12 protein-coding genes and 1 pseudogene are annotated in these 13,974 nt (G+C 71.4%); 1 reads left to right on the top strand and 12 read right to left on the bottom strand.

The genetic code is table 11. The annotated features are described in order from the left end of the window. Window positions 1-150: 150 nt before the first annotated feature. From rad50 to N5096_RS08035, 4 genes and pseudogenes are all read right to left on the bottom strand, one after another. Window positions 151-2,838 carry a DNA double-strand break repair ATPase Rad50 gene (gene rad50, locus N5096_RS08050; RefSeq protein ID WP_267663837.1) on the bottom strand — a complete coding sequence of 896 codons (2,688 nt, stop codon included), beginning with the start codon at window positions 2,836-2,838 and terminating at the stop codon, window positions 151-153. Next, window positions 2,835-4,127 carry a DNA double-strand break repair protein Mre11 gene (gene mre11, locus N5096_RS08045; RefSeq protein ID WP_267663836.1) on the bottom strand — a complete coding sequence of 431 codons (1,293 nt, stop codon included), beginning with the start codon at window positions 4,125-4,127 and terminating at the stop codon, window positions 2,835-2,837. The genes rad50 and mre11 overlap by 4 nt, the downstream gene beginning before the upstream one ends. Further along, window positions 4,124-4,477: pseudogene (locus tag N5096_RS08040) on the bottom strand (DUF7966 family protein). The gene mre11 and the pseudogene N5096_RS08040 overlap by 4 nt, the downstream one beginning before the upstream one ends. 92 nt (window positions 4,478-4,569) lie before the next feature. Next, window positions 4,570-4,833 carry a MarR family transcriptional regulator gene (locus tag N5096_RS08035; RefSeq protein WP_267663835.1) on the bottom strand — a complete coding sequence of 88 codons (264 nt, stop codon included), beginning with the start codon at window positions 4,831-4,833 and terminating at the stop codon, window positions 4,570-4,572. Window positions 4,834-4,974: 141 nt separating this feature from the next. Between N5096_RS08035 and pan1 the strand changes: the two genes are divergently transcribed. Next, on the top strand, window positions 4,975-6,192 hold the full coding sequence (pan1, locus tag N5096_RS08030) for a proteasome-activating nucleotidase Pan1 (RefSeq protein WP_267663834.1): 1,218 nt from the start codon (window positions 4,975-4,977) through the stop codon (window positions 6,190-6,192). Window positions 6,193-6,226: 34 nt separating this feature from the next. Here the strand turns inward: pan1 and N5096_RS08025 are convergent, their stop codons facing one another. From N5096_RS08025 to N5096_RS07990, 8 genes are all read right to left on the bottom strand, one after another. Further along, window positions 6,227-6,358: a hypothetical protein gene (locus tag N5096_RS08025; RefSeq protein WP_267663833.1), complete on the bottom strand. Its 132-nt coding sequence runs from the start codon at window positions 6,356-6,358 to the stop codon at window positions 6,227-6,229. Between the two features lie 69 nt (window positions 6,359-6,427). Beyond that, complete coding sequence (locus N5096_RS08020; protein WP_267663832.1) at window positions 6,428-7,603, bottom strand: DHH family phosphoesterase; 1,176 nt, start codon at window positions 7,601-7,603, stop codon at window positions 6,428-6,430. A gap of 81 nt (window positions 7,604-7,684) precedes the next feature. After that, complete coding sequence (locus tag N5096_RS08015; protein WP_267663831.1) at window positions 7,685-8,605, bottom strand: NAD-dependent epimerase/dehydratase family protein; 921 nt, start codon at window positions 8,603-8,605, stop codon at window positions 7,685-7,687. Continuing rightward, window positions 8,602-9,063: a DUF5791 family protein gene (locus tag N5096_RS08010; protein ID WP_267663830.1), complete on the bottom strand. Its 462-nt coding sequence runs from the start codon at window positions 9,061-9,063 to the stop codon at window positions 8,602-8,604. The genes N5096_RS08015 and N5096_RS08010 overlap by 4 nt, the downstream gene beginning before the upstream one ends. A 42-nt stretch (window positions 9,064-9,105) precedes the next feature. Next, window positions 9,106-12,381, bottom strand: a complete 3,276-nt coding sequence (locus N5096_RS08005) for a DUF7286 family protein (RefSeq protein WP_379790156.1) — start codon at window positions 12,379-12,381, stop codon at window positions 9,106-9,108. Next, window positions 12,375-13,067 carry a DUF7284 family protein gene (locus N5096_RS08000; RefSeq protein WP_267663828.1) on the bottom strand — a complete coding sequence of 231 codons (693 nt, stop codon included), beginning with the start codon at window positions 13,065-13,067 and terminating at the stop codon, window positions 12,375-12,377. The genes N5096_RS08005 and N5096_RS08000 overlap by 7 nt, the downstream gene beginning before the upstream one ends. Next, window positions 13,064-13,501: a DUF7285 family protein gene (locus N5096_RS07995; RefSeq protein ID WP_267663827.1), complete on the bottom strand. Its 438-nt coding sequence runs from the start codon at window positions 13,499-13,501 to the stop codon at window positions 13,064-13,066. The genes N5096_RS08000 and N5096_RS07995 overlap by 4 nt, the downstream gene beginning before the upstream one ends. Continuing rightward, a complete protein-coding gene (locus N5096_RS07990) occupies window positions 13,482-13,970 on the bottom strand; it encodes a DUF7283 family protein (protein ID WP_267663826.1) in 489 nt (162 codons plus the stop codon). Before N5096_RS07990 ends, N5096_RS07995 begins: the two co-directional genes overlap by 20 nt. Window positions 13,971-13,974: the final 4 nt, after the last annotated feature.

Here is a 13,974-nt window from a genome sequence, read left to right as displayed (position 1 = left end):
GCGGGCCGCTCGTGGCTTATAAGCCGCAAGCGCGCGCGCCGACGTGGGAGATGCGGGCGATCGTCGCTGTCCCTTTCGACGGCGCTACCACTTCTCTCCGGTCGCATCGCAGTCGGTCATTTATAAGCTGAGCGCGGAGAGACCGCCCGCTCAGTCGTCCGCGAGTTCGGTGACGTCGAGTTCCGCGGCGTCCGCGCGGCGCACCGTCGACCGGTTCGAGCGCGGCTCCTTCTCGACGGTGACCAGCTCGTCGGCCGCGCCCACCAGCTCGTCGTCGTGGCTGACGATGAGGATCTGTTCCACCCCGAAGCCGCGCATCTCCTCGACGAGCCGGACGAGCCGGGAGACGTGCCCGGAGTCGAGGAAGACGGTGGGCTCGTCGAGGATGAGCGGCGGCGTCGGCGCCGCGCCCTCGATCCCCTCCGAGAGCAGCCGGTAGATGGCACAGCGCAACGAGAGGTTGAACAGGGCTCGCTCGCCGCCGGAGAGCTGTCCGGGGTCGAGCGCCTCGCCGTCCTTCTGGTAGACGGTGAGCGCGTACTCGCCGTCGAGCTCGATGTGCGAGTAGGCGTCGTTGCCGTACACCAGGTCGAACGTCTCGTTGAGGGTGCGCTCCAGCTCGGCGACGTTGCGCTGCCGGAGTTCCGCGCGGAGGTCGCCGTACATCGCCTCCAGTTCGCTCGTCTCCTCGTGGAGTCCCTCGAGCGCCTCGACGGTCGCGGCCAGCCCCTCGCGCTCCGAACGGAGGTCCTCCAGCTCCCGTATCTCGCCGTTGACGCCCCCGATCGCGTTCTCCAGCTCCGTTCGTCGCTCCGCGAGCCGGTCGAGCTCCCCGCCGACCCTCTCGAGGTACTCCTCGGCCTCCTCTTTCCTCTCTCTCGCCTCCTCGACCGCCGCCTCGTCGACCGCGGCCGCGAGCTCGTCTCGCCGCTCGCGCTTGTCGGCGAGGCGGTCGCGCCGCTCGTCGTTCAGCTCGCCGAGGGTCTCGCGCCGCTCCCGCCGGCGCTCGATATCGGCCTCGGCGTCGCTGATCGCCTCCGTCCGCTCCTCGACCGCGTCGACCGCCTCCCGGGCGTCGTCGACGTCGGCGAGCGCCGCCTCGAGCTCCGAAACGCGCTCCGCGGTCGACTCGGCCTGCTCGCGCTTCTCCGCGGCGACCTCGCGGGTCTCCTCTGCCTGCTCGCGGGCCTCTTCGGCCTGTTCGCGCTTCTCCGCCGCGGCCTCCCGCTTCCGCTCCGCCTCCGCGCGCCTCTCCTCGACGCGGTCCTCGAGCATCTCGGTCGTCTCCTCGATCTCGTCGAGCCGGTCCGCGGCGTCGGCGAGCCGGTTTAGCCCCTCGATCTCCTCGTCGAGTTCGGTCTCTCGCTCGCGGGCCGCCTCTAGTTCGGCCTCCAGCTCCGCGACGCGCTCGCGGTCCTCGTCGATCCCGGTCGCGTGCGGCGAGTTCTCGACCGGCTGGCCGCACTCGGGGCACTTCCCCGCCGCGAGCAGCTCCTCAGCCTCATCGACGCGCTCGCGGGCGTTCTTCAACTCCGCGGAGAGCTCCGCGCGCCGCTCGCGGACCTCGCCGCGCCGCTCCCGGAGGGCCTCGCGCTCGTCGGCGACCCCGTCGCGGTCGACGTCGGCGGCCGCGAACCGCTCGCGGAGGTCTTCGGCCTCCGCGCCGAGCTCCTCGACCGAGGACTCGCGCTCGTCGGCCTCGTCGGCGGCCGCCTCGGCCTCGTCGGCGAGGTCGTCGGCCTCCGATTCCAGTTCCGGGGCGCGCTCGGTGAGGTCGTCGGCCTTCCCGGCGAGGTTCGTCGCCTGATTCCGGAACGCCTCGGCGCTCACCCGCTCGCCGTCGAGCTCCTCGCGGATCTCCGACTCTCGGTCGTCGAGCCGCTCGCGGCGGGCCGCGACGGCGTCCCTGTCGGCTGCGTCGAGGCCGGCGTCGTCGAGCCGGTCGCCGATCGCGGCCTCGATCTCCCCGATCCGCTCGCGGGCCTCACGGACCGCGTCCCGGTGCTCGTCGCGCTCGCGCTCGGCCTCGCGGATCGCCTCCTCGATTTCGCCGATCTCGGCTTTGACTGACTCCAGCTCGTCGCGCTTTTCGGCGTGAGTCGAGAGCGCCTCCTTTGCTTCTTCGCGCGTCTCTTTCGCCCGCTCGCGCTGGTCCTCGTAGCGGTCGATCTCGTCGGTGACCTCCGAAAGGTCGCTCTCGAGCCCGTTGAGCCGCTCGTGGAGGTCCCGCTCTTCCTTCGCCGCGATCTGCTCGTCGAGCTGGTCGAGCCGCCCGCGGCGGTTCTCCAGCACGTCCTCAACGCCGAGCCTCGCGTCGCCGGCCCGCTCGCGGTACTCCTCGAGCTTCCCGAGCTGGAGCAGGTCGTCGATCGTGTCCTGTCGCTCCCGAGGGGTGGCGTCGATCAGCTCGTTCACCTCGCCCTGTCGGACGTACGCGCAGCCGACGAACGCCTCGGCGTCCATCCGGAGCAGCTCGGTGACGAACCCGCGCACCGCCCGCGCGCCGTCGCGGCTCACGTCGCTCCCGTCGGTGGATTCGAGCGTACACTGGTGGTCGATCCGGTCGTCGTACACCCGGAGGCGCCGCTCGACGCGGTACGGCGTCCCGTCGTGGGTGAACCACAGCTCGACCTCCGTCTCCTCCTCGCCCTTCGTGACGACGTCGTCGAGAGTGCCGTCGAGCGCTCTCGACCCGTACAGCGCGAAGAAACAGGCCTCCAGCAGCGACGACTTGCCGCTGCCGTTGAGCCCGTGGATGACCGTGACGCCCTCCGTCAGCCGGAGGTCGGCGTCGCCGTACGGCTTGAAGTTCGAGAGCCGGACGCGGTCGAAGTTCACAGGTAGTCCTCCATGGAGACCTGGCCGTCGGTCGCGGCCGGGTCCGGCTGGTCGGTCTCGGCCTCGTCGCCCGCCTCGACCACCTCGCCTGTCTCGTCTACGTCGGTCTCGGTGTCTTCCCCGTCTGGGTCGGCGCTCCCCTCGTCGCTACCGTCCGCTTCGCCCCGCCCGAACGCGTCGAGGTCGTCGATCCGCTCCTCGATCCGTCCCTTCACGGTCTCCCTGATGTTGCTGTCGGAGAGCGTGTCGGCCCGGACCGCCTCGTCGACGTCGCGGGCGGCTTCGGACAGGTCCATCCCCTCGACGCGCTCGCGGACGGCGTCTTCCGGATCGGCGAAGCTCACGTCGACCTCGGCGTCGGTCTCGACCTCGCGGCGGTCGGTGACCCGGGCGATGAGCGCCCCCTCCTCGGTCGCGAACTCCTCGATCGCGGCCGGGGTGACGGGGTCGCCGTCGCCGGTCACGCTCACGAGCACGACCGCGTCATCGAGGTCGTGCTGGCGGACTTTCTCGCGCACCCGGGCCGCGCCCTCGCCCTCGCGGAGATCGGCCTCCACGAAGACGAAGGGGCGCGTGTCGAGCGCGCGTCGCCGGATCTCCACGCGGTCGTCGCCGCCCGCGGCGTCGGCGTCGAAGGCCACGAGGTTGTAGCCACGCCCCTCCTTCTCGCTCGCGCTCGCCCGCTCCGTGGACCCCGGGTAGGTGACCCACGTGTCGGTGACCTCGGCGACGTCGGGCGCGTGGTTGTCGCCGAGGAGCATCGCGTCGAACGCGACGTCGCTCTCCGTGAGCACCTCCTCGGTGTCCCAGTCGGCGTAGCCGAACGGTTCGAAGAGTCCGTGCGCGACGAGGGCGGCGTAGTCGGCGTCGTGGTCGGCGAACGCGTAGTCGAGGTCGTCGCGACGGGAGACTGGGACGTGGTCGAGCCCATAGAAGGCCGTGTCGCCGACGACCGTCGGCTCGTCGCCGAGGCGGGTCGCGAGCCCCAGCCGCTCGAACAGGTCGAGCCACTGGCCGCCCCGCGTCGACTCGTGGTTCCCGACGACCGCGAGGAAGGGGACCCCGGCGTCGTCGAGCCGCCGGAGAATCGATATCGTCCCCATCAGGTCGGCGAGCTCGGGCCGCCGGTCGTGAAAGAGGTCCCCCGCGTGGACCACCGCGTCGACGTCGCCGTCGATCGCGTCGTCGACCACGGCCGCGAAGGCGTCAAGGAAGTCCTGGCGTCGGACCGGCGAGTGGTACTGCGCGTACCCGATGTGGGTGTCGCCGGTGTGGATCACCCGTGTCATCTGTCCGGGTGTTGGCCGGTATCGGGTTTAGGGGTTCCGGGGGCGGAGCGAAAGTGGTCTGCGGGCCGGTCGGTTCACTCCCCGTCGGTCGCCGCCTCGCGGAACGCTCGGTAGGCCGCGAGCGACGCCCGGCCCCGTTCGGCCGCGGCCTCATCGCCGTCGCGCTCAGCGGTCGCGACCGCCTCCGACAGCCGGTCGAGTCCGACCGAGTCGACGAACCCGGCGGCGCGTCGCAGGTCGGTTCGCGCGGCCTCGGCCTCGTCGATCACGGCGACGTACGGCCGGGTCGCGGTGTCGGTGCGCGTCGCCAGCGCGGTCAGCGCCCGTTTGACGGCGGTAGTCGAGACCACGCGCTCCCTGCGTCGGCATCGGTGATAAGGAGAGACCTCGCGGTTGCGAGTCCCGGCCTCGTCGGCCGCGCTCCCTCGCCGACCCTCCCGGCCTACACCGCGAGCGTGTACAGCCGCTTCCGGGCGTCGGTGAACGAGAACCGCGAGTCGACGACGTCCTCCTCCTCCAGCCGCGAGAGCGCGTACCTGACGGTCCGGGGCGGTAGCAGCGTCTCCTCGGCGAGTTCGCTCTGCGTCAGCGTGTCGTTGTAGTCGAGGACCTTCGCCACGAGCTTCGCGCTCGGGGGGAGATCGCGGACGGCGCTCCAGCGGTCCGTGACGTCCTCGTCGGCGGCGACGGCGTCGGTGGTACTCATACGTACCTTCCCATTTCTCATGCCGTTAGATAATATTTACTATCCTATTTAATTACTTATGAGCATTATACTTCGGGGCGGGAACCGTCTGGCTCTCCCCCACCCGAAACCTCTTACGCGCGAAACGCCTTATTAGTGACAATGACTGATACCGTCGAGGACGTCGAGATGCCCTACGACGAGGGCGCGGCGTCGAGACAGGAGAAAATCGAGTCCCTCCAAGAGGAACTCGACGTGCTGGAGTCGCAGAACGAGGAGATGCGCGACAAGCTCCTCGACGCGAACGCGGAGAACAACAAGTACCAGCAGAAGCTCGAGCGGCTCACCCACGAGAACAAGAAGCTGAAGCAGTCCCCGCTGTTCGTGGCGACGGTCCAAGAGGTCACGCCCGACGGGGCCGTGATCAAACAGCACGGCAACAACCAGGAGGCGCTCACGGAGGTCACCGCCGAGATGCGCGAGAAACTCGACCCCGACGACCGGGTCGCGGTCAACAACTCTCTGTCCGTCGTGAAGAAACTGGAGAAGGAGACCGACGTGCGCGCCCGCGTGATGCAGGTCGAGCACTCGCCGGACGTCACGTACGCCGACATCGGCGGGCTCGAAGACCAGATGCAGGAGGTCCGTGAGACCGTCGAGATGCCGCTCGAACACCCCGACATGTTCGAGGACGTCGGGATCACGCCGCCGAGCGGCGTCCTGCTGTACGGGCCGCCGGGGACCGGGAAGACGATGCTCGCCAAGGCCGTCGCCAACGAGACGGACGCGACGTTCATCAAGATGGCCGGCTCCGAGCTCGTCCACAAGTTCATCGGCGAGGGCGCGAAGCTCGTCCGGGACCTGTTCGAGGTCGCCCGAGACAACCAGCCCGCCGTCCTCTTCATCGACGAGATCGACGCGATCGCCTCGAAGCGGACGGACTCGAAGACCTCGGGCGACGCCGAGGTCCAGCGGACGATGATGCAGCTGCTCTCCGAGATGGACGGCTTCGACGAGCGCGGCGAGGTCCGGATCATCGCCGCGACCAATCGCTTCGACATGCTCGACCCCGCGATCCTCCGCCCCGGCCGGTTCGACCGCCTCATCGAGGTGCCTAAGCCGAACACCGAGGGCCGAGAGATCATCTTCCAGATCCACACCCGAAAGATGAACCTCGCGGGCGACATCGACTTCGACGAGCTCGCCGAGATGAGTCCGGACGCGTCCGGCGCCGACATCAAGGCCATCTGCACGGAGGCCGGGATGTTCGCCATCCGCGACGACCGCACCGAGGTCACGCTCCAGGACTTCCTCGAGGCCCACGAGAAGCTCCAGCAGGACGACGACGGCAGCGCCGACGACTCACTCGCGTTCGCCTGACGGGCCCTTCGACGTCCGGCCGCTTTTCTGGCAGTTACAGCCCCCGCACGATCAGGTACGGGACCACGAACAGCAGGAGGAACACCAGTCCGGTCGCGAGCGCGTAGCCGAGGCCGACGCCGGCGAGCGCGCCCCAGCCGTCGTCGGTCGGGAGTTCGAGATCCATACGGTCCACTCCGCGGCCCGGTAATTAAAAAGTGCCATCGGAGTCGGGTGGTCCGTGATCCCCCGACGCTCACACGTCGCCGGCCATCGCTCGAAACAGCGCGTCGGCGAGCTGGTCTCGGTCGATCGTCTCCGGGTCCGCGTCGCTGGTCGGATCGATCTTCGGCGTGACGGTCCCCCCGCCCATCCGGGAGTGGCCGCCGCCGTTTCCGTTCTCGAAGTCCGCGAGCACCGCGTTGATCGCGTTGCCCATGTGGACCCGGTCGTCCCGGGAGCGCCCCGAGAGGTGGACCGTCTCGTCACGCTCCCCGACCACCACGACGGCGCTGACTCCCTCGAGCTGGATCAGCTCGTCCGCGGCTTGGGGGATCGCGTCCACGTTGTTCACGCCGCCGACGTCGGCCACGGCGAACGACCCTTCGACGCGACGGCCGGCGATGGCCCGCGCCTTCACCTCCAGCACCTCCGCGTCGACCGCGGGGTTGGCGATGCGGTCGAGGCGGTCCTGATCCACGCCGGGATACACGTACGCGGCGGCCGCGAAGTCCGGCTCGCTCGCGCCGACCGTGAGGTGTTTGGTGTCGGAGAGAATGCCGTACAGCAGCCCGGTCGCGGTGTCCGTTGGAAGCGTGAGGTCGCTGTTGGTCTCGCTCGCGTGCTTGTCCGGCGGGACCGGGGTCGCGTCGTTCTGCTTGAAGTACTCGGCGATGACGGACGCGGTCGCGCCGTAGTCGGTCCGGACGTCGGTGAACCGCTCTCCGGCGCCGTCGCCGGGGTGGTGGTCGACGACCGCCACAGGGAGTACGCCGTCCGCGCCGGCGAACCCCCGCGGCTCGTTGTGATCGACCAGCACGACGGACTCCGCGGCGAGCTCGCTCACGTGTTCGATCGGCTCCAGGTCCAGATCGAGCACCGTCCGGAACGCGCGGTTCTCCTGGTGGCGGATCTGGCCGGGGTACTGCACCGTCGCGTCGACGTCGACCTGCGACGCGAGCGACGCGACGCCGAGGGCGGCCGACATCGCGTCCGGGTCGGGGTTCGGGTGCATCAGCACCGTGATTTCGTCCTGTTCGGCGAGCAGCCGCCGGAACCGAACTCCCGACGTCCAGCGGGCCCGGAACAACAGGTAGCCACTGGTGATCGCGACGAGCACGACGGCGACCGCGAGCGCCGCTAGCTCCGGGTTCTCCCGCGCGAGCGCCTCCGCCTGTGAGAAGCGCTCGTCGGCCGCGATCTGGTTCCACATGTGTCTCCGCCACTCTCTCCCCACACATGAAGGTTCGTTACTGTTCCGACCGACAGACGACGACGGGGGCGAGGGCCGAGCTCACTCCTCGGCCGCCCGGAACGACCGGACCGCGTCGCGGTACCCCTCGCGGAAGGTCGGGTAGGCGAACTCGTAACCGAGCGCACGCAGCTGGTCGTTCGAACAGCGCTTGCTCGTGCGGACCCGCCGTTCGGCCGCCGCGGAGAGGTCGCCGGCCGCGATTCGCTCGTCCTTCGCCCGCTTCTCCGGCCGCGACACGCCGCACTCGTCCGCGAGCCAGTCGGCGAAGGCGTGCTTGTCGACGGGCTCGTCGTCCACGACCACGACCGGCTCGCCGCGGGCGCAATCCGTCTCGAGGAGGTACCGGACCGCTCCCGCGGCGTCGTCACGGTGGACCATGTTGAGGTACCCCCCAGTGACGGGGCCGTCGAGATATCGGTTGAGCCGGTATCGGCCCGGTCCGTACAGTCCCGCGAACCGAGCGACGGTCCCGTCGATCCCGGCGTCGCCGGCCGCCTCCAGCGCGATCCGTTCTGCCTCTGCGAGGACCCCCGTCTTCTCCGTGGTGGGGTCGATCGGCGTCTCCTCGCCGACCCACGTGCCGTCGTGGTCGCCGTACACCCCCGTCGAGGAGGTGTAGACGAGCCGATCGGGCGGCGACGGCCGCCCGGCGTACGCCTCGATCACATTTCGGAGCCCGTCGACGTACACCTCGCGAGCCGCCTCGGCGCCGCGGCCGCCGGAGCTGACCGCGAAGACGACGGCGTCCGCGTCGGGCAGCGCATCGAGCGACGACGGGTCGGTTGCGTCCGCGCGCACCGCGTCGACGACCCCGTCACCGTCGATACCCTCTTCGACCCTCTCGATAGCGTCGAGACCGGCGTCCGACCGGCGCACGCCCGTCACCGCGTGGCGACGCTCGCCGAGCTGTGTCGCGAGTTCGAGCCCGACGTAGCCGCAGCCGACGACGACGACCCTCATCGCTTGCGGCGCTCGATGACCGCCATGACCTCCGCGAGCTGTCCCAGCGTTATCCCGGCGCGTCCCTCGAGGGCCTGCTGGACCTCCTGCCCGGTGAGATCCGCGTCGATCGCCGCCGCCAGGGTGTCGACGTCCAGCACTGCCGTCGCCATCCCCATCAGCAGGTGATCGCGCAGCTCCGCGACGATCGCGTCGGTGTCGCGGTCGGCGGTCACGGCGACTATCGCCGCCCCGTCAGTGAGGCTGAGTTCCGCGGCGTCGCCCTCGGCGGCCGCCTCGATCGCCGCCTCGCTGACGCCGGTCTCGTCGCCGACGCGCCCCCGGCCGGCCTCGGTCACCGCTTCGCTCAGCAGCCTCTCGAACGCCGCGAGCAGCGCGGTCGCGGTCACCCCGTTAGTGTCGGCGTCGGGGGTCCCCCCGGCGCCGGCGGCCCCGTCTTCGACAACCTCGTGAAACATGGTCGCTCTCGGTCGCGGTCTCTCAAAACGGCTGCGGTCGATTCACCGCGCCGCGCAGCCCGCGTCCCCTCCGCTCGACGCTTCCGGCGGCCCCGGACACGGCCACCCAGGGGAGGTCTCGTCGCGGACGCCGTCGACGTCTCCGACGCCCGGCGGACCGGCCGGAACCGCGACCGCGACGACGGTCTCCGTCTCGAACCGGACGGGTTCCGTCGCCCCGAGCCGCACGGTTTCCTCGCCGATGTCGAGGGTCACGTCGCCCTCCCGTCGGACGTACTCGAACGGTTTCTCCGGGGTGCCGACGTCGGCGCGCAGTGCGAACCGTGGGTACTCCCCGCGGACCTGCACGCGCCAGGCGTTCACCGTCGTCACCCAGTAGCCGGGAACCGGAGCGACGGGTAGCCCCGCGCCGACGCTCCGGGCGGGCTTCAGCGACCACTCCTCGCCCAGCTCGTTTGCCGCCCGCTCGCCCAGCTCTCTGGTCGCAGTCTCGCCCGCCCGTGCGGCCTCCTCCTCGACCGCCTTCTCCATCCGGTCTCTGAGCAGGAGCCGGGCCCCCTCCGTCGGCGGCTCGACGATCCGCGTCGGGACTCGAGCGCTGTCTCGATCGGCCGCCCGCCGGGTCGCGACGCGGAGCCGCGCGGCCAGCGACGCCTCCGCCGCGGTCGAGAGCGTTCCGGCGGCCGCGGCCTCGGCGGCGACTCGCTCGGCGTACTCGCCGGTACCGACCGCGGCCGCTCGGTCGCCCGTCGAACTGTAGGACGTGGCGGCCTCGCGGATCGCGTCGCGCCGCGCCTCGCGCGAGAGCGAAGTCCGGTCCCGCAGCACGCCTCCGAGGTCGCGGTCGACGGCGCGCAGCGACCCTTCCACCCGATCCGCGAGCGCGTCTCGGTCGCTGCGGAGGTCCGGGTCGCCGCCCGCGGTCAGCGCCTCGTCGGCAAGCAGGAGCGCGCGCCCGGCGGTGCCGATCCGGACCGTATCACCCGCCCCGAGAATCCGGTCTACGATCCCGCTCGACAGTTCCCCGTACGGGACGGTGGCGTAGTTCACGTTGCGGACGGCGAGGGGCCGCGTCGAGGTCGCGTTCGGGTCCCCAGTTCGTTCGCCGTCGACCGCCGTCCGAGGCAGGTATCCCGGTGACCCTCGCGGCGAGAACGTCACCGCTCCGCCGGGACCGTCGCCGGCCACCGCGTAGGTGCCCGGATCCTTCGCGGCCTCGCGAGCGGCGATCGCCTCGCCGACCGACGGACCGCCGAAGGCGCCCTTCACCCGGCCGAGGAACCCGGTCGTTGCCGTCTCGCGGTCCTCGGCGGCGGCTTCCAACTCTGTGACGACGGCGTCGACGTACGCCGCGCGCGCAGCGACCCGCGCCCGATCGGTCGCGCCGTCGTACGTCCCCGGGGCGTCGACGAGCGCCGCGCGGCGGTCCCGGACCGCATCCGCGAGGTCTGCGTACGGCTCCGCCTCGCCGACCGCCGCCGCCTCCATTGACGCATCCGTCTCGAACTCTCGGACCTCGGCGGAGAGCGCAGCGACGTCCGCCGCCACGCGGTCCCGTCCGACGTCCGACGGCGACCCGTAGACGACCGCCGAGTCGCTGACGTCGCCGCTTCGGACGGCGTTTCGAGCGAGTCGGTCCACGCCGGTCCCCGTGTCGACGCCGAGCTCCGAGCGGGCCGTCTCGGGTGTCTCTCGCAGGTCCGTGACCGCGTCTGCGCTCCCCGCTCCGAACGTCGCAGCCGGGCGGTCCGGCGCGTTGTCGCTGGGCGCGTGTCGCCCCGTCACCGAGACGCGGACCCGGTAGCGATCGGTCGCTTCGTCGCCCGTCGTCGTCCGGTGAACGGTCCGATCGACGACGGTTCCGTTCGGCCCCCGCTCCACGACCTCCCGCCCCCACGTCGCGGTGGCGGTTCGTTCGACCGCCACCTCGCGGCTCACGTCACCGAACGGGACCGGCTCGCCGGGATGGACGGTTCCCGCCGGGACCCCTTTCGGCACGTCGCTCCCCGAGACACCGGTCAGACGCTCTGACCGCGACACGTCCACACGCTCCCACTCGCCGGCCGCCGAGCCGTCCGGAGCAGGGGGTGTGAGTCGCCCGCCGTCGGCGACCTGTGTCGTCGCGGTCTCCACTTCGGCCTCAACCCGGTACGAGCCGCCGATCACCTCGTCGAGGTCCTCGTGAACGCGCGCCGCTCCGACGTCCGCGGCGTGCCCGATGGGGACCGACGTCTCCTCGTTGGTCCGGTCGGTCTCCGGATCGAACGCGGCGTCTTCGGTCGCTTCCCCGTCTGAGTCCCCCCCGGCGTCCGATCCCGTCGCGGCCCCACCGGTTCCGGTCGGCGTCGGCGCCCCGAGTACCGCGTCGGTCCACGAGCCCTCCTTGAGCCCAGTGGGCGCGAGAAGGTCTGTCGCCCCGGTCCGTGCCGTCGCTCGCGCTACTCCGCCGCGGGCGTCCGGATCGCTCGTCCCGAAGACCGCCCGCTGGGTCCGGACGAGCCCCGCGTTCGTCGACAGCTCCACGTGTCGGTTTGCGAGGACGTTCTCAACCGGCGCTCCGGCGTACTGGGCGTAGCCGCGCGCCCAGGTCATCGGGTAGAGGCTCGCGGTGAGCTGTCGGCCGAGCCCCGGCCCCTCGGCGGGACCCCTGTCGAGCCGCTCCTCGAACCGCTCCGTCCGATCGTGTGCGGCGAACGTCGGCACGGCCACCACGACGGTCCTCGTTTGGGTGCGGTTCACGACCGTTCGCCCGTCCCGGGTCGCGGTCGTCGTGACCCCCTCGAAAGTCACGCGCGTCGCCGTCCCGTTCGCCGCCGGATCGACGCGGACGCGGTCGCGGGCCGCGGCGAGGTCATGCCGCTCCTCAACCGCGGGCAGCGACGCTGTCGCCGTCACCGATCCGACCTCGGCGTCGACGGCGGAGAGCGCGTCTCCGCCGGCCACCGCGAGTCGGATCCGAAACGCGTCCGCGAAGGCCGACCCCTCGCGTACCGCCTCGACCCCGGTCTCGCCCTCGGGCGCCCGCGTCACCGGCTCGCGCGCGGCGTCGTGCGCCGCCTCACGCGCTGCGGCGCGCAGCGCGGCGGTGGCGTCCGCGTCGACGCGCTCGACGGCCCGCTCGACGCTCCGATCCTCGCCGACAAGGCCCTGATCCGCGACCCCTGCCGCGTACGTCGTGCTCGTCACCAGGAGCAGCACCCCGATCAGTGCGAAGGGAACGCGCGCCCGCTCGTCAACGGTGAAGCGTCGTCCGCTTCTCTCACTTCTTCCCCTCTGTGTGTCCGCGTCGCTTCCGACTCGCCTCCGCACGTTCACCACCTCCTCACGACGATGCGGACCGGGCCGTCCGTCTCGGTCTCGCCCGCCGCCGGATGCGCGATGACCGCCGTCGTGACGTCGGCGTTCCGAGGGGGTTCCTCGCCGACGGTGACCGTCCTCGCGTCTCCGGTCACCACTGACCCGTCCGCTCTCCCTCGCCGTGAGCCGCCGTCTGGGGCGCCACGCTGAGGGGATACCCGCGCGTTCGGCGCATCCAGCGCGATTCTCGGGCGGACCGTCCGTCGGCCCCCGCGTCGACTCGCTCCGTCCCGGTCGGCTATCGACCCCGCGGTCTCGCCCTCCCAGTTCGCGGCCGTCGGGACCGTTGCGTCGATCCGCGTCCGCTCGTCGATCCCCGCCGCGACCGCCGCCGTCGCCCGCGATTCGAACCTGTTCCGGTCCGCGTCGTCGGGGCTTCGGACGGCGCCACGTTCCCCGTGTACTCCCCCGGCGTCAGCGACGAGCAGCGCGAGCAACTCCGCGCGGGTCGCGTGTACCGTCCGGGTTTCGTTCGCCGCCTCCGGCGCGCGGTACCGCACGGTCACCGTCTCGGTCACCAGTCGGTCGGCCGCCTCGCCGGCGGTCGGCCCCCGCGCTCCGACGTCGTCGCCGACGCCGCCGAGCGCGACGACGCTCGCGGACACACAGAGGAGGAGGACCGTCACGTCGAGTACGGTGCTCGTCACCGCCGGACCACCACGCGAAGCGTTCCGCGGACGTTCTGTCCGGGGGCGACCCGCACAGTCACCGACCGCTCGGCGACTGCAGTCGTGCCGTCCCCGGTCCCCGCCCGTTCAGGCGCGTCCTCGCCCGACTTTATTCGCCACGTCGTTCCGTCGGCCTCCACCGTCGCTGTCGTCGGGTACCGAAACGGTTCTGCGTCGCGGAGACGGTCCGGCTCCACGACGCCCCCGACCATCGCCGTCCGCTCGACCCGATCGAGGGTCGTCTCGGCGCCCGGCTGCTCCCGATCGACCGTCGCGTCGTCGAGCGCGACGACGTACAGCCCCAGCGCCGCGCCGACGGCCAACACCGCGACGAGCGCGGCGAGCGGTTCGACCGCGGCTCGGTCCGCGGCTGCGTTCCCGGCCTCGGACCGGTCACCCGACGAGCGTGACATGCACTCCCCCGTAGTGAACCCGCCGCACGGTGAGCCGTTCCGGTGCCGGTCGCCAGCCGCGGTCCGTGCTTCGCGCACGCTTTGCCGCCGCCGACAGCGCCTCGGGATCGTCGAACACCGCGTCCGGCGGCACGCCGTCGAGCACTCGCCGAAGCCGCTCGTCGTCGAACTCGCCGTTTTCTCCCGTCTGAACCGGCGTTATCCTCGGGCCCCGGAGCGGTGCCCGGATGGTCCCGCCGCCCCCATCGAGGGAAACCGATCGAGGAGTGAGACGGATCCGGTCCGCCGCGACTCCGTGCTCCGCCGTCGCGGGATACTCCCCGCCGGCGACCGTTTCGATCGTGTGTGCGACGCCGGCCGCGTCCGGGGGCGGCGACGCGGGGAGCGTCGCGGCCACGCCGGCCGTTGCGACGCTCACCACGGCGAGGCCGAGCCACGCGTACGTCGCGTCGAAGTGGGTCTCGAACACGGAG

The sequence above is a fragment of the Halorubrum yunnanense genome (genome assembly GCF_026586675.1).
In the GTDB taxonomy this organism is placed as follows: Archaea; Halobacteriota; Halobacteria; order Halobacteriales; family Haloferacaceae; genus Halorubrum; species Halorubrum yunnanense.
The sequence above is the reverse complement of the archived record's forward strand: the minus strand, read 5'-3'. Positions and strand labels throughout refer to the sequence as shown.